Below are 16,928 nucleotides of genomic sequence, written 5' to 3' on the forward strand. Positions count from 1 at the left end.
TGCTCTCTTTCAGGCCACGGCGTAGCGGTTGGCGGGGCGGGGAAGGCCGAAGGTTTCGCGCAGAGTGGTTCCGGGGCGCGGTGCGGCCACACCGGCCCGGCGCAGTTCCGGGAGGACCTGGGCGGCCAGTTCGGGCAGGTCAATGTCCAGGACGGCTGGGTGGAGCCGGACGCCGTCGGCCGCCCGGAACAGCTCAACCAGCAGCTCGACGAGCCCTGCCGCGCTGCCGGCGTACCGGGCACCGCCCTGCCAGCGTTCAAACGCGTCAAGCTCCGCGAGGCGCTCCGCCGCGGGCTGGCCCCGGGAATCGAGGACGACGTCGAGTTCCACCAGGGTGCGCGGGGTTCCGGCCGCTGCTGCCGCCGCCGCCGCGGCCGCCAGGCCGTCCACCGTGCCGGCCGCGGCGAGCGCCACATCCGCTTCGACGGCCGGGATCAGGCCCGCCGGTGCGAAGACCACCAGCTGGCCCTGCAGCGGGCGCGGAATGATGGACGGGCCCTTCACGGAGAACCGTTCGCCCTCGAAATCGGCGTAGTGCAGCTTGTCCCGGTCCAGGTAGCGGCCGGTTGCAGCGTCCCGGATGACCGCGCCGTCCTCCCAGGAATCCCAGAGCCTGCGGCCGGCCTCCACCACGTCCGCCGCTTCGGCCAGGACATCGGCTTCGGCGAGCGCCTGGCGGCCCACGGACCGTGCCTCGGCGGGTTCGTTGGCCGCGCTGACCAGCCAGCCTGCCCGGCCGTGCGAGGAGTAGTCCAGGCTGGCCAGCTGGGTGGCCACATGGAACGGCTCGGTGAACAGGGTCCCCACTTCGGGGACCAGTCCGAGGGACCGGGTCAGCGGGGCCGCGAAGGCAGCGCGTTGGACGGCGTCGATCCTGCCCGCAATGCCGGTGCTGCCGGCATCCAGCACCCTGGAGTCTCGGAAGGTGGCCAGGTGGAAACCGGCGATCTCCGCGGCCTGCGCGGTCTCCCGGATCCGTCCGCCGCCCAGCAGGGCGCCGGGGAGGTGGGAGGCGCGGCGCCACGCAGCCGGGTGGGCGCCATCGCCGTCAAGCTCGAGCGCCACTATTTTGGAGCGCAGTTCAGGTACAGGTGTTGAAGCCATGGTTTCCTTCTTCAGGGCCGCAGGGGCGGCCGGGACGACATTCACTTGCCGCGGTGCGGCCAGGTCTGTTTCCGGAGCACCCCGCCACAAAATGCCTGAGGGTTGCCGCAGCACCAGCCGGTCCTTGGCGTGCTGACTCTTGACCTATGGCTTGAATGTAGGAGCCGGCGCGAGGCGTTGACAAACCCGGTTGTCTCGCGGCGTCAAGGCAGGAAATCCCGCGTCAAACAGCGGCTTTTGCCGTCATCTTGGCCCTTCCGACCGCCACCCGAAACGGGGTCCGTGACGGCCTGTTTCCCCGGGTTTAGCCCGGTGACGGGGTCGCTTTGGACGGGGTGGGCCGGCTCGTAGGGTCATGCCATGCCTACCGCTTCCCCCGTCCCCCTGTCAGTACTCGATCTCAGTCCAGTCCCTGCCGGGCAGCCGGCCGGCGACGCGCTGCGCAACAGCATTGACCTCGCTGTAGCCGCAGAGGACCTTGGCTACCACCGCTTTTGGCTGGCCGAGCACCACCTGAACCCCGGCGTCGCCGGTTCCGCCCCGCATGTGCTGTCCGCATTGGTTGCCGCGGCTACCCGGACCATCCGCGTGGGCACCGCCGCCACCATCCTGGGTAACTACCGGCCGCTGCAGGTGGCGGAGAACATCGGCACCCTCGCAGCCGTGTACCCGGACCGGCTGGACCTGGGGTTCGGGCGGTCGGGGCAGCCCAGCACACCGGCCGCGGATGCGACGGACGCGGGACGGACCACGGCGCAGCCCGCCGTCGCTGTTTCAAATTCCGGCAGGGGTGCGGACTCAGCCGGTGCGGATGTTCCGGCGCGACCGGACGAGGCCGCCCGGGTAGTGGACGGGCTCCTGGTCCCGGCGGCCCGGCGGCTCTTTAATTCCGTCCTCCCGCGGAAGTTCCGCCTCCAGGCCGAACTTCTGGGCCGCGAACCCGGCGACGCCGACAACTTCGAAAGCGACGTCCAGGACGTGATCGGGTTCTTCACCGGCGGCTACCGCACCCGGCACGGCGAGGAAGTCACGGTATCTCCGGCACGGGGCACCACGCCCCAGTTCTGGATCCATGGTTCAACCGCAGGTCCCAGCGCCCGCCTGGCCGGGAAACTCGGCCTGCCGTTCGGGGCGAACTACCACGTCTCCCCCGCCACCGTGCTGGATTCGGTGGCCGAGTACCGGGCCCATTTCAAGCCGTCGGCCGCGCTGGCGGAGCCATACGTCACCGTCTCCGCAGACGTCCTGGTGGCCGACGACGGCCAGTCCGCCCGCGCCCTTGGCGCCGGTTATGCCGCCTGGGTGCACAGCATCCGCACCGGCCACGGCGCTATCCCCTACCCAGCACCCCGCGACGGCGGCCACCTGGATGCGCAGGCAGCCGCACCCGAAACCGGCGCTCCGGACCTCATCCGGGACCGGGTGGAAACGCGGTTCGTGGGCGGCCCGGCGCAGGTGGCTGACCAGTTGCGCGCCCTGCAGCACGCCACTGGTGCCCAGGAACTGCTCATCACCACCATCGCCCACAGCCACCGCCACCGCGTGCACTCCTACGAGCTGCTGGCTGCCGAGTGGGGCTTGGCCTGAGATTTGTCCCATCACCATCCACACAAGAGAAGGAAAAATCATGACCACTGAAACCGAAAAAGACACACAGCTCGTCACGGCAGCAGAAGCCGCACAACTGATTGCCGGCGGTGCATTGCTGGTTGACGTCCGCAGCGACGCCGGACGCAACAGCACCGGGGCAGTCCCGGGCGCCCTGGTGGTCAATCGGGAGCGCATGGAGGAAGACTTCGGGCCCGGATCGGACCAGCGGCTGGCCCAGGTTGAGGGCACGGACCAGAAGATCGTAGTGTTCTGCGGCTCCGTGAACGGCTCCGGCCCCGTGGCACGGAAACTCGAGTTGCTGGGCTACGCCAATGCGGTGCACGTGGACGGCGGTTTCCCGGCCCTGCGGGACGCCGGGGTGCCGACCACCGGGCCCGTCGACGCCGCTAACTAGGCGTCCGCCGGTTCTCGGGCTCCCTGGCCGGGGAACCGGACGCAGCACCGATCCCAGCCCCGGCCGGCGCTGCCCGCCCGGGAACTGGGCCGCCGGACGCCCCCTGCGCAGGCGCCTGGGCGCCGGGCACTGCGGCGAGGGCCGCCGTCGTACTTTCCCTTGCGGAGCGAGCGACGGCGGCCCTTGCCTTCCGCCCCGCAACAGCGATCCCCACGGCGTCCGCCCCTCCGGCCACCAATGCTGCGCCCAGCAACGCGCAGCACAGCAGGATGCCCTGGTGGAAGGCCTCCCGGGCATTGCCGCCGGAGGCACCCTCGCCGAGGAACATGCCAGCGGCAGCCGCCGAGCACAGTGCGGCGGAGAATCGCTGGCTGAGCTGGTAGAACCCCGCGGCCACGCCCGCCGCGCCTTGCGGCGCATGCGCCAGCGTCAGTGTTTGGTTAGGTGCCACCACAAGTCCTGTGGCTACACCCTGAAGGAGCCCCACCCCGGCGACGATGGCTGCGGCACCACCGGCGTCGAACCCCTGGACCGCCCAATCCTTTGCCGGCAGGCAGGCCAGCGCAGCGCCAATGGCGGCCACTATGCCTGTCCTGCCGTACCGGGCAACGAACCTCCAACTGAGGCTGGAGGCCAGCAGCATTCCGGCGGCCTGCGGTGCCAGGATCGCTGCTGCTGCCAGCGGCGGCAGGCCCGTACCGGACAGGAAGTACAGGGATGTCACCGCCGCCATCGCCGCTCCGACGCCAAACTGGCACAGCGCCACCACCGTGCCGAGGAGATATCCCGGCGACCTCACCAGGGCCGGGCTGAGCAAAGGCGTGCGGCCGCGCCGGTGATAGAAATACTCCCATCCCGCGAAGGCCAGGACCGCGGCGGCACCCAAACCTGCCCACAGGACTGCCACCGGGCCCGGACCGTAGATGGTGGGCACCAGCGATGCCACCACAACGGCTCCCAGCAGCACGGCTCCAGGGACGTCCACGGCGGAGCGGCGCGGTGGAGCCTCGCCGGGGCGGGACATGCCACTGTGGCTGGTGCTGGCCGGGCTGACGGCGTCCCTACTGGATGTGCCCGCGCTTCCTGGCCTGCCATGGGCGGGTTGCGGCGCGCCGCGCGGAAGGTAGACCAGTGCCAGCGGAACCAGGACCAGCACCAGCGGAACGTTGACCAGGAACAGCAGCCGCCAACTCAGGGCGGGATCGCCGGCGGACAGGATGATGCCACCCACCAGGGGGCCGCAGACGGCAGCCGTGCCACCGGCAGCTGCGTAGTAGCCCAAGGCCTTGGCCCGTCCGGAGCCGGTAAAGATGTCCTGGAGGAGGCCCAGCACCTGGGGGTTCAGGGTGCCGGCGCCCAGTCCCTGGAGCAGGCGGGCGGCGATGACGACGGCGGGATCCGATGCGAGCCCGCCGAGGAGGCTGAAGGCACCGAACACGGCAACCCCGGCGATGAACAGTTTCCGGCGGCCCAGCAGGTCACCCAGCCGCCCGGCCGGGACCAGCGCAACGCCGAAAGCCAGGGAATAGCTGGCCAGGATCCACTGCACCTGCCCGCTGTCCGCATGCAGGCCGGCTGCCATTGCGGGCACGGCAAGCACGAACACCGATTGATCTAGCAGGGTCACGAACCCGGCGCCGAGGCACAGCCACAGCGCAGCCTGCGGGGACGGCGTGCCCGTTGCGGGTGGTGTGTTCGTCCCAGCGATTCGGCCCATATCGGGACCCTAAGCCCGGGCTGCAGGGCGTTCCGCATCCGGCGTCGGTGCGTTAATCCGGGTGAAGTCCGGTTACCTGCGGCTTCATTAAGGGGTCCTTTTGTGACAGTCCCGGTAACGCCGGGCAAGTGGGCGGAGCCGCATTTGCACATCGGACGAAATGCTGGGAAACGCGGCTCAAAAGAGTTTGGGACACGCCGCTGTGCGGTCCTACGGTGGCCGCATGACAGCCCTCCAGCGCACGTCCGCAGTCTATCCCCGCCCGGTTCCGGATCCGGTGGTGACGGCATGACCGTCTTTGAATCCGTCCTGGACGGGATCGGGGGTACGCCCCTGGTCCGCCTGCGCCGCCTCGGGGCCGGACTGCGTCCACGGATTTACGCCAAACTGGAATTCCAGAACATCGGCGGAAGCGTCAAGGACCGCGCGGCGCTGTCCATGATCCGGGCTGCCGAACGCGACGGCCGGCTGCTGCCGGGCGGCACGGTGGTGGAAGGAACCAGCGGCAACACCGGCATCGGCCTGGCTATGGTGGCGGCGCAGCTGGGGTACCGGGCAGTGATTTTCGCTCCGGCGGCAACGGCCGCAGAGAAGATCCGGCTGCTGCGGGCCTATGGCGCCGAGGTGCATCTGGTGGCCGATTTCGTTCCGCGCGACCATCCGGGCCATTTGGCTTCGCGGGCTGCCGCGTTCGCCGCAGCTACTCCCGGCGCGTGGCTTGCCCAGCAGTACGACAACCCTGCCAACCCCGCAGCCCACCGGCACACCACGGGTCCTGAAATCTGGGAGGACACGGAAGGGTCCGTCACCCACCTGGTGGCGAGTGTCGGTACGGGCGGCACGCTGTCCGGCACCGGCGGTTTCCTGAAGGACGCCAGTGGCGGTTCGGTGCGGGTGGTGGCGGCTGATCCTGAGCATTCCCGGTACGGCGGCGGTGACGGTGCACTGAAGTACGTTGAAGGCGCCGGCCATGCCCTGCACCCCGAATCCGTGGAGGACATCTGGCCGGAAGCGTTCGACACCAGCGTTGTGGACCAGTACATCCGGGTCAGCGACAGTGATGCGATTTTCACCGCCCGGCGGGCAGCCCGCGAGGAGGGGCTGCTGACCGGTGCAACGGGCGGGACCGCGCTTGCCGCTGCGCTGAACCTGGCGGAAGGCCTGGACGAGTCCCACACCATCGTGGTGGTACTTCCCGACTCAGGACGGAACTACCTTTCCACGTATTTCGACGACGGCTGGCTGGCCTCGCTGGGCTTCCTCGAACCGGACAGTCCCGGGGGAACCGTGCGGTCGCTGCTTCCGTCCGACGACGCTGGCGGTGCGGCGCCCGGGGTGCCGCTTCTGCCGTCAGGGCAGGACGTTGGCGAGTCGATGGCCCACCTGCGCGCACAGGGGCTGGGACCGGCCGATCCGGCTTTCCTGGTCCTGGACCGCGGCGCGCGGCACGGGGCTGTCCACCCCAGGGAGGTCCTGGCCGCCGTGACCCTCGAATCCCTGCAAGCGGTGGCTTCCCAGGACGGACCATCGGCGGCGGCCCTCCGTGCCGCAGTGCCCTACCGTGCGGTGGGGGCCGGCACGCCGGTGCCCGATACGTCGGCCCATGAAGTGTTGGCGGTCCTGGTCGACGGCCGGATCACGGCAGCCGTGCCTGCCGGCTGGCCGGCCGGTGTACGGGGCGTGGACGTGGAGGCAGGCTCAGTGACCTTCAGCCGGTAATGGAACACCATGCCGTCGTCGTTCTCGCGGCTTCCTGAGAGGCCGGCGACGGCCATCGAGGGGCCGGCCACGGCTTCTGCCCAAGCGTGGGCTTCGTCCCAAAAGACTTCCCGGGGCCAGCGCGGATAGTCGAGCAGCATGGCCACCGACAATGTCAGCTGCGGTGGCCCGTAACCGGCGCAGGTGCCGAACCCCAGGAGGTCCACCGACGAGCCTTTGGTCAGGAGCGACGGGTGCCGGGGCATCGTTGTCACGGCACTTTCGAGCCCGTCGGCGTAGACGTCCCGCTCCGCAAGGGAGCAGAGCCGGGCGCGGAAGGCGGCCAGGTCTGCTCCGCAGAGCATGTTGATCCTATGGCTGAGAGTGGCTGGCACACGGTCTCCTGTGATGGCTGGTGTTGAGGCTGTTGTTCGGTGTCAGTACAGGTGGCGTCACGGCACCGCGTCCTTGCCGGTCAAGGTCCCGGACGCTGCTGCCGAAGGTTCAGCGGTGCCAGGCGGACTCCTTCAAAACGGCCGAACATCCGGCGCGCACCGGCGTCGCTCCTGACCCAGATCACACTGGAATCGGCCGTTTTGGCGTCCACGGTCCCGGGGAAGGAGAAGCCGTCGGGCAGTTGGACATCAACCAGGTGCCCTGTATCGAAACCGTGCCAGTCCTGGCCCTGATCAGCGGCGTGCTCGTTGCCATGGGCCGCCGTGCCCCCGGCGGACCGGCGCGGTTTGGCGGAGGAACCCCGCCGCCGTCGCGATCCCTGCCGCACGTTCGCATCGGTACTGGGCCCGGCCGCTTCCTTGCGGTGTTCGCCACCGACAGTTGCTCCGCCGCTTACTTCGTTGCGTGCCGCGGTCGACGCCGGCCCCGGGTTTGCGTCCATTGGTTCCCCCTGTTGATGCCTGTGCCACCACACAACCACCGGGGTGGGGACGGCACAACACCGGCCGCAATGCGCCGTCGCGCAAGGCAAAACATGTCCCTGCATTGCCTTAAGTGACTGCCTGCGACGCCCTGTTTCCCTTGGGTGGGATGCGGCCCGACCCACCGATAGCCTGTCGGTTCAAGGACCGGTCCAGCGCCGGTCATAAGCACCGGATGGACGCGCCGGTTGAAGACAATAACAAGGCAGGCCGAACCCACGGCGGAAGGGCAGGAACGTTGACAGTCCCCACACAGGCATTGGAGACCGCCGTGATCCGCGCGGCCCGGGCATCTGAATATGAGGCCGTTGGTGAGCTGACCTTCCGTGGTTTTGGGCACCACCTTCCGGGAGCCAAGCAGCCCGACGCCGAGCGGCTGGACCTGCTGGTGGACGCCGGGGCCCGGGCAGCGGCCGGCGACCTGTTGGTAGCCGAGGACACCACCACCGGCGAACTGCTGGGCACCGTGACGGTGCTGCAGCACGGTTCGGCCCTGGCCCGCCAGGCAGAGCCGGGTGAAGCGGAAGTCCGGCTGCTGGCCGTGCTGCCGGAAGCCAGGCGCCGGGGGCTCGGGTGGCTGCTGCTGGACCGGGCGGCGGAACTCGCCGTGGCACAGGGTGCAGAGCGAATTGTCCTCGACACCGGCGTGGACAACCATGGCTCCCAGAACCTGTACGAGCGGTACGGCTACGTGCGCCGCCCCGACCGCGAGAAGCCCCGGCCGGCTCCCAAGGTCCAGCTCGCCGTCTTCACCCTGGACCTCGCAACCGGCTGACCACTGCACCAGGCTGCCCTGGCAGCCCGTGGTGCGCTTCCAACCAGCGCGCCGTCGAGCCCATTCCTAAGCTTCTTCGCAGAACCCCGCCTTCACGGCTTTGACCGGCGAACAAGCCTATGACCAACAGCCGCCGGCATGCCCACACCCGGGCGGAGTCCTGCGGCCAGCAGCTTCCGTTGGAGTTTGCTGGGATCCGCCAGGTCGGCCCACCGCCAGCGGACAAAGCCGTGGCCCAGCGCTCGGATCCGGTCCTCGCGGAGCTTCTCCCGGTAGACCGCTTCTTCCGCAGTGATCGCGTCCCTCTGTGCGGCCTCGACGTATTTGGCCTTGCCGTCGAACTCCCCCACCACGCCCTGCCGCGGCCACCAGAAGTCGCTCCTCCCAATGAAACCCGCACCGTCACTGAAGACTTGCTGCAGCACGGGCTGCTCAAACCCGAGGAACTCAACCACGGCCCGGCTGTAGGACTCTCCGACGGACTCGGGCAGCGGGCTTGCAAGGGCAGCCACCCGTTCGGCGCGGCGCCTGCCAGCCGCCGAAGGAAGCTCTGCGATGCCTGCCGCAATTCCCGGCACGGACAGCAGGGTGGCGCCGGGGCCAAGGATCCCCGCCCCTCGAAGCGTGCGGGCAGCGCCGTCGGCAACCACCAGGGCCTGGTCCAGTTCCGCGGAGCCCAGGACATCCACCGCGGTCCGGATCAAACCCGAACACACGAATTCCCCTGACCGGACCGGCTCCGGCACGGCTCCGAGCCGGTACCGGAGGGGGTAGGAACGGGTCCGCCGGACTTCCTCGGCCGCGCCGCTTTCGCCCAGGACCAGGAGCGTGGATGCCCGGGTTCCGCTGCGGCCGGGAAGGGCTGTGGCCACCTCAACGCAGGGCGGCGTCCCCAGCGTGGGCAACCCACTGGCAACGGCTGCCGTTTGCCCGCACAGAACCGCACCTTTGACGGACCTGGCCACCGCCGTCGTCGTCCATGCGAATCGCTCGGAAGGACGAGCCCGCAGCCAATCCTCAGTGGGCACGTAGAAGCCGCGCCGGATCCGGACGAGCTGGCCGGCCCGGAAGGCGCGGTGCAAGCTATCGGTGGTGGCGCCGGTGCGCAGGATGGCAGCGGTATCGATCAGTCCGGGCGGGATCTCCATCCCCACAGAATGCAGGCAGAACGGCCCGCGCGGCAGGCAGCGGAACCCCTATGTGGACAGCTGCCGGATCGCCTCCGGGGATTCCCAAGCCTGTTCGCGGGTCAGAACCGTGAAGGTTCGGATCCGCGAACAAGCCCAGGAAAAGCGCCCGGCCAACGGCCACCTGGGGAAACCTAGAGGACCGGAAGGACCTCAAGGCCGCCCAGGTACTTCTGCAGGGCCTTCGGCACGTTGACCGACCCGTCGGCGTTCTGGTGGTGTTCCAGCAGCGCAACGATCCAGCGGGTGGTGGCCAGGGTACCGTTCAGCGTGGCGACGGAGCGGGTGCCCTTGGCGACGCCCTCGGCGTTGACCGCACGCTCGCGGATGTTCAGGCGGCGGGCCTGGAACGTGGTGCAGTTGGAGGTGGAGGTCAGTTCGCGGTAGGCACCCTGCGTGGGGACCCAGGCTTCGCAGTCGTACTTGCGTGCCGCGGAGTTGCCGAGGTCGCCGGCCGCGGTGTCAATGACCCGGTACGGCAGCTCGCACTTGGCCAGCATTTCCTCTTCCCAGGCCAGCAGCCGCTGGTGCTCGGCGGCGGCCTCCTCAACAGTGGTGTAGATGAACATCTCCACCTTGTTGAACTGGTGCACGCGGATGATGCCGCGGGTGTCCTTGCCGTGCGACCCGGCTTCGCGGCGGTAGCAGGAGCTCTGCCCGGCGTAGCGGAGGGGCCCGGCAGAGAAGTCCAGGATTTCGTCGGCGTGGTACCCGGCCAGGGCCACCTCCGAGGTGCCCACCAGGTAAAGGTCGTCTTCGGCGAGACGGTAGATCTCGGCGTCGTGCTTCACGTCGAAACCCGTGCCCTGCATGGTCTCCGGGCGCACCAGCGTGGGCGTGATCATGGGGATGAAACCGGCTTCGATGGCCTGTTCCATGGCCATCTGCAACAGCGCCATCTCCAGCCGGGCACCGACGCCGCGGAGGAAGTAGAAGCGCGAACCCGAGACTTTGGCGCCGCGTTCCATGTCGATGGCGCCGATCAGCTCGCCGATCTCCAGGTGGTCCTTGGGCTCGAAGTCCGGGAATTCCCGCGGAGTGCCGACCGTCTTGACCACCACGTAGTCATCCTCGCCGCCTTCGGGAACGCCGTCCTCAACAAGGTTGGGAATGGCGCGCAGCAGCTCTTCCTGCTTGGCCTGCGCGGCGTCGGCCTCGGCGGACGCGGCCTTGACCGAGTTGGCCAGTTCCTTGACCTCGGCCAGCAGCGCCTGCTTTTCCTCGCCCTTGGCCTGCGCCACCTTCTTGCCGAACACGTTCTGCTCAGCGCGGAGGTTTTCGTAGCGGATCAGCGCTGCCCGGCGGTCGGAATCCGCGGAAATGATCGCATCCACCACTGATTCGTCGGCGCCGCGGGCGCGCTGGCTGGCACGGAACTTGTCCGGGTTTTCGCTGAGGTCTTTTACGTCGATCACCAGACAAGGGTATCCAATACGGCGCACGACGGCGGGCGGCCGGGGCCGCTGGGTCCGGCGCGCCTTCCGCCGGGCTACTGTGGAACCACCATGAGCGACTGGATTCTCTACCTGCTGATAGCGGTGGCCCTTGCCTTTGCCATCTCCAGCTGGTGGGGCGTTCGCCGGCTGAAGGCCCTGCACATGCGCAGCGCCGTGGCCGGCGAAGCCTACGATCCGGGCCTCGAAAAGCAGCGGGTGGCGGTGATCATCAACCCTATCAAGGCCCGCGCGGCCGAGGCCCGGGCGGCCATCCAGCGGGCCTGCCTGACGGCCGGCTGGGATGAGCCGCGCTTTTACGAAACCACTGCCGAGGACCCCGGTTTCACCCAGATGCAGGCGGCCCTGGCCACCAAGACGGACGTCGTCCTGGTGGGCGGCGGCGACGGCACGGTCCGCGTGGTGGCCGAGGCACTGGTGCACACGGATGTGGCCATGGGGCTGATCCCGCTGGGGACGGGCAACCTGCTGGCACGGAACGTGGACGTGGACGTCACGGACCTGCACGGCTGCGTCCAGACCGCGCTCTTCGGGCGGCAGCGCTCCATCGACACGGCCCGGATGGCCATCGAGAATTCCCGCACGGGCACCTATTCGGAGCACGTCTTCCTGGTGATTGCCGGGATCGGCATGGATGCCGAGGTCCTCGCGGATACCAACGACGGCCTGAAGAAGGCGGTGGGCTGGCTCGCCTACACCGAGTCCGGCATGCGCCACCTTCCGGGGCGCCGGAAGAAAGTGTCCATCTCCCTGGACGGCAGCCCGGAACAGGTGCGGAACATCCGCAGTGTCCTCTTCGCCAACTGCGGCCTGGTGCCCGGCGGCATCGACTTCATTCCGCAGGCCATGATTGATGACGGCATGCTCGACGTGGTGGTGATGAGCCCCCGTAGCGCGTTCGGCTGGCTGCTGATGTACGGCAAGATCATGTTCAAGCACAGCGGAAAGCTGCCGATCATGACCGTGTACCGGTCCGGCAGGATCGTCATCAAGTGCCCGGAACCGATGCCCACGCAGTTGGACGGCGACACGTCCGGTGAAGCTACCAAGCTCACGGTTCAGGTGCAGCCGGGGTCCCTGCTGGTGCGGGTCCGGGGGATTTCCGGGCCCGACGGCGGGACTGCTGTTTAGCGGGCCGGCCGCCGGGGCGGGGCTGGACTCAGTGGTGGTCCGGTTTGGGTTCCTTGGCGGCGTCTGACGCGCCCTTCGCATGGGCACGTTCCTCTGACTGCTCGCGGATCATGGCCTGTTCCTCCTCGAAGCGCAGGCGGTCGGCGCGGTCGGCGTCGTCGCCGTCCCAGTCCTGGTTGTCGGCGGAGGGCTTGGGGTTGACGATCATCCCCTGGCCATCGTTCTCGCTGCTGCTGCCGGCTGACATGACCCGCTCCCTTCGTTAGGGGCCACTCTTCATGTGGATCAGGCAAGCATACGCACAGTGCAGAACCCGGGGAAGTACCCCGGGCGGCATTTACCTACGCTGTGGGCGAAGGCCCGGAACCGCTTTCCACCTGCAAAGATTCCGCGTCCAGGATGGATCCCACCCAGTTCCGGGACGCCGCGAAAGCCCGGTCCGAGGTGTGCGCCTGAACCTCGATGGGCTGCCGGTCCGCCCGCGGGTATGAGCCAAGGAAGCGTGTTGCGGGGCTGATGCGGTGGAGCCCTGCCAGCGCATCAGCCATCCGTGCATCGCCCACATGCCCGTCGGCGTCGATGCTGAAGAAGTAGTGCCCCAGGTACTGGCCGGTGGGCCGGGATTCGATCCGGCTCAGGTTCACGCCGCGGTTGGCGAACTGGTCCAGGATTTCCATCAGCGCCCCGGGGCGGTCCTCGGGCAGTGGGACCGCCACCGTGGTCTTGTCTGCACCCGTGCGTTCCGGAAGCTTCCCTGGACGGCTCACCAGCACGAATCGGGTGACAGCGCCCGGGTTGTCGCCGATGTTCTCGGCCAGTACCGGGAGGCCTGGCTGTTCCTGGGCAACCAGCGGCGCACAGATGGCGGCGTCGTAGTGGCAGTCAGGTTCCAGCAGGCCCATCGCGGCAGCTGCCGTCGAGGATCCGGGAACGTATTCCGCACCCGGAATATGCTGGTCCATCCACAGCCTGCACTGCGCCCAGGCGTGGCCGTGGGTGGAGACCCGCCGGACATCTCCGAGGCGGGTGCCGGGACGCGCCACCAGGACGAAGCTGATGGGCACCAGCACCTCCCGGACGATCCGGAGTTCCTGGCCGCCCGCGATCGCGTCCAGGGTGGCGGTGACTCCGCCTTCCACGGAATTCTCGATGGGCACCATGGCGGCATCGGCGGAGCCGTGCCGGACTGCATCCAGGGCGGCGTTCACGTTGGAGGCCGGCACCCGGACGGCGTCCCCTGCACCCGGCACCTGCATCAGCGCCGCTTCGGTGAAGGTGCCTTCGGGGCCCAGGAAGGAGTAGGTGGGCACAGGGCCGGGCACTAAAGCACCATCGGCTTAAGCCCGTTGTCCGAAACCAGGGGCCTGCCCGATTCCAGCCATTGGTCCATGCCTCCCGAGACGTTGATGGCCGTGTAGCCCTGCCCGGTCAGCCACTGTGCGGCGCGGAACGAGCGGCCGCCGGTGCGGCAAATGACGTAGACGTCAGCGTCCGGGTCGAGCTCGTCGAGCCGGGCCGGAATCTGGTCCAGGGGGATGTGGAGGGCACCCTCTGCGTGGCCCGCAACCCATTCGTAGTCTTCCCGGACGTCCAGGATGACGGCGTTATCGGGAACATCGTTGACGGGCACGGAATCGAAGTCGCTCATGGGGAATCCCTTCGTGGCAGATCGAAAGTCAGCTTCCAGCCTAGTGCTTAGGCCCGGCCGAGGGGCCTGCGGCCGGGCACGTTACGCTTCTGGGAGACCCCAGGAGGACCAGTGACCGAAGAGCTTCATAGCCTCTCCGCCGTCCAGTTGCGGGACGTCCTGCGCTGCGGCCGGGTTTCTGCGGTGGAAGCTGCGGAACATTTCCTGGCCCGGATTGGGCAGCGCAATCCCATGCTGGGCGCCTTCATCACCGTGACAGCGGAGCAGGCCATCGGACAGGCGCGTGAATCTGACGCCCGCTACGCCCGCTCCCGCGCAGGCGAACTGCCGCTGCTGCATGGGATGCCGCTGGCCTTCAAAGACCTGACTGATGTTGCCGGAGTGGTGACCACCCACGGCAGCGCCGCCCTCGACCACAAGCCCGCGCCCGCGGATGCTCCCCTTGTGGCACAGCTCAAGGAGGCTGGAGTCGTCTCCCTGGGCAAGACGCAGGTGCCCGAATTCGGGCTGACGGCCTACTCCGAAAACCGCGTCGCACCGCCGTCGCGCAATCCCTATGCACCCAGCAGGAGCTCGGGTGGTTCCTCCGGCGGCAGCGCTGCCGCCGTGGCCGCGGGCCTGGTCCCCTTCGCTCCCGGGACCGACGGCGGCGGTTCAGTCCGGATCCCGGCGGCAGCCTGCGGGCTGGTGGGCCTTAAGCCGGGACGCGGCGTGGTGCCCGGCGGGGAAAGCCAGGGCGATCCGGCCCGGCTGGTGGTGGCGGGACCGCTGTCCAGGACTGCCGCCGACGCCGCCCTGATGATGGACGCGCTGGTTCCGGATGCCGGTTACCTGGCCGCCCTGGAGCAGGAACCGCGGAAGCTGCGCATCGGCGTCACACTGGACAGCCCGTGGTCTGCAACCTTCCCCTTCACACCTGGCCAGGAAGCGCTGGACGCCCTCGCGGAGGGCGAGCGGCTCCTGGAACATGCGGGGCATACGCTGGGCGAAGCGGCGATCCGCTACGACAACAGGTACCCCGATGCCTTCACCACTGCCTGGACCGCCGGGGTAGGCAGTGCCCGCATCAGCCCCCACCGGGAAGCGCTGCTCGCCCCACTGACACGCACCTTTCGCCGCCGGGCACAGCAGCGGAGCCCCGCCAAGCTGTCCGAGGCCCTGGCCTTCCTGCGGCAGTTCCAGCACGACACCGTGGCGCAGTACGCCGAATGGGACCTCATGTTAATGCCGGCCTTGGCGCAAACGCCCCGACCGGTGGGCTGGTTTACCGGGACGGGCCACGGCGGCGAGCGCTGGCCGTCTGCGCAATGGCCGGGGGACGCCGACGGCGACTACCGGAAGCAGTGCGAATTCGCGCCCTGGTCCTCCATGGTCAACGTGTGCGGGCTGCCGGCCATCAGCCTCCCGGTCTACTGGACAGGAGGCGCGCCTGGCCAGGGGCTGCCGATGGGAATCCAGCTCGTTGGGCCGATGGGGTCGGAACAGCTGCTGCTGCAGGTGGGGCACCAGCTGGGCCTGTAACGGCGCCAATCCTGTTGACCTGCTCCTAACGCACCCTTAACCCGCACGTAACCCGGCGGGAGCAGACTGGAAAGGCGTCACGTCCATCCAGCCACCGCTCGACGGGGAGTTGCCCACTATGAACGCCGAATACCCCACCACCACGGACGCCGGCATCTCCGGGCAAGTGGACGAGACCCGGCCCGACCTGAGCAACGCCAACGTCCGCGAGGACCTGGCGCTCACCGGCCGCTGCGCCCTGGTCCACCTGCCCTCCGGCCGGACCTGCCTCCTGCCCCTCCGCCACCCGGGGCCGTGCGATTTCCACGGGCCCGCCGAGGCAGCGGACGTGGTCTCCGCCGGCCAGTAGCGCTCCTCTTCGCTGGTGCTGCCGCCCGGACCGGGATCCGTCCCGTCCGGGTGTCGACTCCCGGGCTTTTCAGGAGGACGATTAAAGCGCAGCCACTGGAAGGAGGTCTGTGATGTGCTACGGATACACCAAGGATTTCGGGCGGAGCGACAAGAAGGAAACCAGCCGCAAGCCTGAAGCCACGCAAGAAGCTCCGGCAGGAACTCCGGAACCGCGGGTCAAGGCACAGGACTACACGTTCTGGGCTTTCCCGGGTTGGCGCAGGTCGCCAACACCGCGCACCCCCTCTGCAGAGCGGAGCGAGGAGCGGGTCTGACGCCGCAGCATCGGGACGGGCCTCCGCGGCCCGTCCCGCCCCGTTAACCCAGTCGGTGGTTTCCACAGGAGAGAATTACGGTATGAGCGCAGCCTACGTCCACGCCGCCTCGCTCAGGCTGGATTACGACGGCGATACCGGCGCTCCGGGGGCAGCGATCACCGTGGCGCTCTGCGGACAGTGGGAACACCCGCCGCCGTGCCCGCTCGCCGCCCATCACACGGATGTCCAGCGCACCGCCGCGCGACAGAACGGTGCACAGAGCGGCGCGCACCAGAACGGCATGACGCTGACCCTGCGGACTGTCTTTGCGGCCGAGCCGGAGCAGGAAGGCGAGGTCCGCCGTCGTATCCGCGTTGCACTGTCCCGGGGCTCGCAGGCGGGCCCGGACGGCACGACGTCGCATTGGACCCTGCTGGCGGATGAAGCGGGTGAGTTGACGGCAGCGGAACGCCTCAGCGCTGAACGCTTAGGCGGCACCTGAAGCAATCTCTGTTGTGCTGCGCCGAATCCCGGCTAGGGTTGGGTGATAAGCATGCTTATCATAAGGAAGGGGACGAACATGAGCGCCGGACAGACCACGCCAGAATCCAATGGGCGGCAGGAGCCAGGGGCCCGAACCCCTTCCTCCGGCCCCGCAAGCGGTGCCGACAGCACCGCCCCCTACGGCAATGCACCCTCGTACTCCCCGGATACTCCTGCGGCCGGCGCCTCCACTGCGCCCACCCCCGGAACGGCCCAGCGGCAGGTCACCCGGACCGGTGTTATCTGGGCGGCCGTGGTGGCCGCCCTGGTGCTGCTGATCCTGCTCATCATCTTCATCCTGCAGAACCAGGAGCTGGTGCTGGTGAAGTTCCTGGGCCTCGAAGGATCCGTCCCGCTGGGCATGGCGCTGTTCATCGCCAGCGTGACCGGCGGGGTCCTGGTGGCGGCAGCCGGCGGTGCCCGGATCCTGCAACTGCGGGCCAGCGCCCACCGGGCACGGGTGCGGCAGCGCCGCTGACAGCGCCGGCCCAGCATCCGGGTGAGGAAGCCGCACAAGCCGACCACGCACCCAAGCAGCCCCACCAACGCTGCGGCGGGGA

18 protein-coding genes and 1 riboswitch are annotated in these 16,928 nt (G+C 68.8%); of the genes, 10 read left to right on the plus strand and 8 right to left on the minus strand.

Annotation, left to right across the window (positions count from 1 at the left end; genetic code table 11):
- Positions 1 to 9 precede the first annotated feature (9 nt).
- Positions 10 to 1,104: an LLM class flavin-dependent oxidoreductase gene (locus UC32_RS14660; RefSeq protein ID WP_045731948.1), complete on the minus strand. Its 1,095-nt coding sequence runs from the start codon at positions 1,102 to 1,104 to the stop codon at positions 10 to 12.
- Positions 1,105 to 1,140: 36 nt separating this feature from the next.
- A riboswitch (SAM riboswitch) is annotated at positions 1,141 to 1,249 on the minus strand.
- A gap of 215 nt (positions 1,250 to 1,464) precedes the next feature.
- Between UC32_RS14660 and UC32_RS14665 the strand changes: the two genes are divergently transcribed.
- Together UC32_RS14665 and UC32_RS14670 are read left to right on the plus strand one after the other, a co-directional pair.
- Positions 1,465 to 2,691 (plus strand): LLM class flavin-dependent oxidoreductase, encoded by a 1,227-nt coding sequence (locus UC32_RS14665; RefSeq protein WP_045731926.1) that lies wholly within the window; start codon positions 1,465 to 1,467, stop codon positions 2,689 to 2,691.
- A gap of 40 nt (positions 2,692 to 2,731) precedes the next feature.
- Complete coding sequence (locus UC32_RS14670) at positions 2,732 to 3,109, plus strand: rhodanese-like domain-containing protein (RefSeq protein ID WP_045731927.1); 378 nt, start codon at positions 2,732 to 2,734, stop codon at positions 3,107 to 3,109.
- Here the strand turns inward: UC32_RS14670 and UC32_RS14675 are convergent.
- Positions 3,102 to 4,826, minus strand: a complete 1,725-nt coding sequence (locus UC32_RS14675; RefSeq protein WP_235423676.1) for an MFS transporter — start codon at positions 4,824 to 4,826, stop codon at positions 3,102 to 3,104. The two genes, UC32_RS14670 and UC32_RS14675, sit on opposite strands and share 8 nt — an antisense overlap.
- A gap of 288 nt (positions 4,827 to 5,114) precedes the next feature.
- On the opposite strand from UC32_RS14675, the gene UC32_RS14680 reads away from it, so the two are divergent.
- Positions 5,115 to 6,545: a PLP-dependent cysteine synthase family protein gene (locus tag UC32_RS14680; RefSeq protein ID WP_045731928.1), complete on the plus strand. Its 1,431-nt coding sequence runs from the start codon at positions 5,115 to 5,117 to the stop codon at positions 6,543 to 6,545.
- A gap of 454 nt (positions 6,546 to 6,999) precedes the next feature.
- Here UC32_RS14680 and UC32_RS14685 read toward each other — a convergent pair whose 3' ends face one another.
- Positions 7,000 to 7,422, minus strand: coding sequence for a hypothetical protein (locus UC32_RS14685; RefSeq protein WP_045731929.1), 423 nt, complete (start codon positions 7,420 to 7,422; stop codon positions 7,000 to 7,002).
- Between the two features lie 278 nt (positions 7,423 to 7,700).
- Between UC32_RS14685 and UC32_RS14690 the strand changes: the two genes are divergently transcribed.
- Positions 7,701 to 8,237 (plus strand): GNAT family N-acetyltransferase, encoded by a 537-nt coding sequence (locus UC32_RS14690; RefSeq protein ID WP_045731950.1) that lies wholly within the window; start codon positions 7,701 to 7,703, stop codon positions 8,235 to 8,237.
- Between the two features lie 92 nt (positions 8,238 to 8,329).
- On the opposite strand, the gene UC32_RS14695 is transcribed toward UC32_RS14690, so the two are convergent.
- Together UC32_RS14695 and serS are read right to left on the minus strand one after the other, a co-directional pair.
- Positions 8,330 to 9,385, minus strand: coding sequence for a type IV toxin-antitoxin system AbiEi family antitoxin domain-containing protein (locus UC32_RS14695; protein WP_045731930.1), 1,056 nt, complete (start codon positions 9,383 to 9,385; stop codon positions 8,330 to 8,332).
- Positions 9,386 to 9,558: 173 nt separating this feature from the next.
- On the minus strand, positions 9,559 to 10,839 hold the full coding sequence (gene serS, locus UC32_RS14700) for a serine--tRNA ligase (RefSeq protein ID WP_045731931.1): 1,281 nt from the start codon (positions 10,837 to 10,839) through the stop codon (positions 9,559 to 9,561).
- Positions 10,840 to 10,929: 90 nt separating this feature from the next.
- Here serS and UC32_RS14705 point away from each other — a divergent pair, with 90 nt between their 5' ends.
- Positions 10,930 to 12,009 (plus strand): diacylglycerol/lipid kinase family protein, encoded by a 1,080-nt coding sequence (locus UC32_RS14705; protein WP_045731932.1) that lies wholly within the window; start codon positions 10,930 to 10,932, stop codon positions 12,007 to 12,009.
- Between the two features lie 28 nt (positions 12,010 to 12,037).
- Here UC32_RS14705 and UC32_RS14710 read toward each other — a convergent pair whose 3' ends face one another.
- The 3 genes from UC32_RS14710 to UC32_RS14720 form a co-directional block, all read right to left on the minus strand.
- Entirely contained in the window at positions 12,038 to 12,256 is a 219-nt protein-coding gene (locus UC32_RS14710; protein WP_045731933.1) for a hypothetical protein, read from the minus strand.
- A gap of 94 nt (positions 12,257 to 12,350) precedes the next feature.
- Positions 12,351 to 13,331: a prephenate dehydratase gene (gene pheA / locus UC32_RS14715; protein ID WP_082072132.1), complete on the minus strand. Its 981-nt coding sequence runs from the start codon at positions 13,329 to 13,331 to the stop codon at positions 12,351 to 12,353.
- On the minus strand, positions 13,331 to 13,657 hold the full coding sequence (locus UC32_RS14720) for a rhodanese-like domain-containing protein (protein ID WP_045731934.1): 327 nt from the start codon (positions 13,655 to 13,657) through the stop codon (positions 13,331 to 13,333). Before UC32_RS14720 ends, pheA begins: the two co-directional genes overlap by 1 nt.
- Before the next feature lie 111 nt (positions 13,658 to 13,768).
- Between UC32_RS14720 and UC32_RS14725 the strand changes: the two genes are divergently transcribed.
- From UC32_RS14725 to UC32_RS14745, 5 genes are all read left to right on the plus strand, one after another.
- Positions 13,769 to 15,178 (plus strand): amidase, encoded by a 1,410-nt coding sequence (locus UC32_RS14725; RefSeq protein WP_045731935.1) that lies wholly within the window; start codon positions 13,769 to 13,771, stop codon positions 15,176 to 15,178.
- 118 nt (positions 15,179 to 15,296) lie between these two features.
- Complete coding sequence (locus UC32_RS14730; protein ID WP_045731936.1) at positions 15,297 to 15,527, plus strand: hypothetical protein; 231 nt, start codon at positions 15,297 to 15,299, stop codon at positions 15,525 to 15,527.
- A 112-nt stretch (positions 15,528 to 15,639) separates the two neighbouring features.
- On the plus strand, positions 15,640 to 15,843 hold the full coding sequence (locus UC32_RS14735; RefSeq protein ID WP_045731937.1) for a hypothetical protein: 204 nt from the start codon (positions 15,640 to 15,642) through the stop codon (positions 15,841 to 15,843).
- An 82-nt stretch (positions 15,844 to 15,925) separates the two neighbouring features.
- A complete protein-coding gene (locus UC32_RS14740) occupies positions 15,926 to 16,327 on the plus strand; it encodes a hypothetical protein (protein WP_045731938.1) in 402 nt (133 codons plus the stop codon).
- A 78-nt stretch (positions 16,328 to 16,405) separates the two neighbouring features.
- Complete coding sequence (locus UC32_RS14745; RefSeq protein WP_045731939.1) at positions 16,406 to 16,846, plus strand: LapA family protein; 441 nt, start codon at positions 16,406 to 16,408, stop codon at positions 16,844 to 16,846.
- Positions 16,847 to 16,928: the final 82 nt, after the last annotated feature.

This window comes from Pseudarthrobacter chlorophenolicus, from assembly GCF_000962805.1.
Lineage (GTDB): Bacteria > Actinomycetota > Actinomycetes > Actinomycetales > Micrococcaceae > Arthrobacter > Arthrobacter chlorophenolicus_A.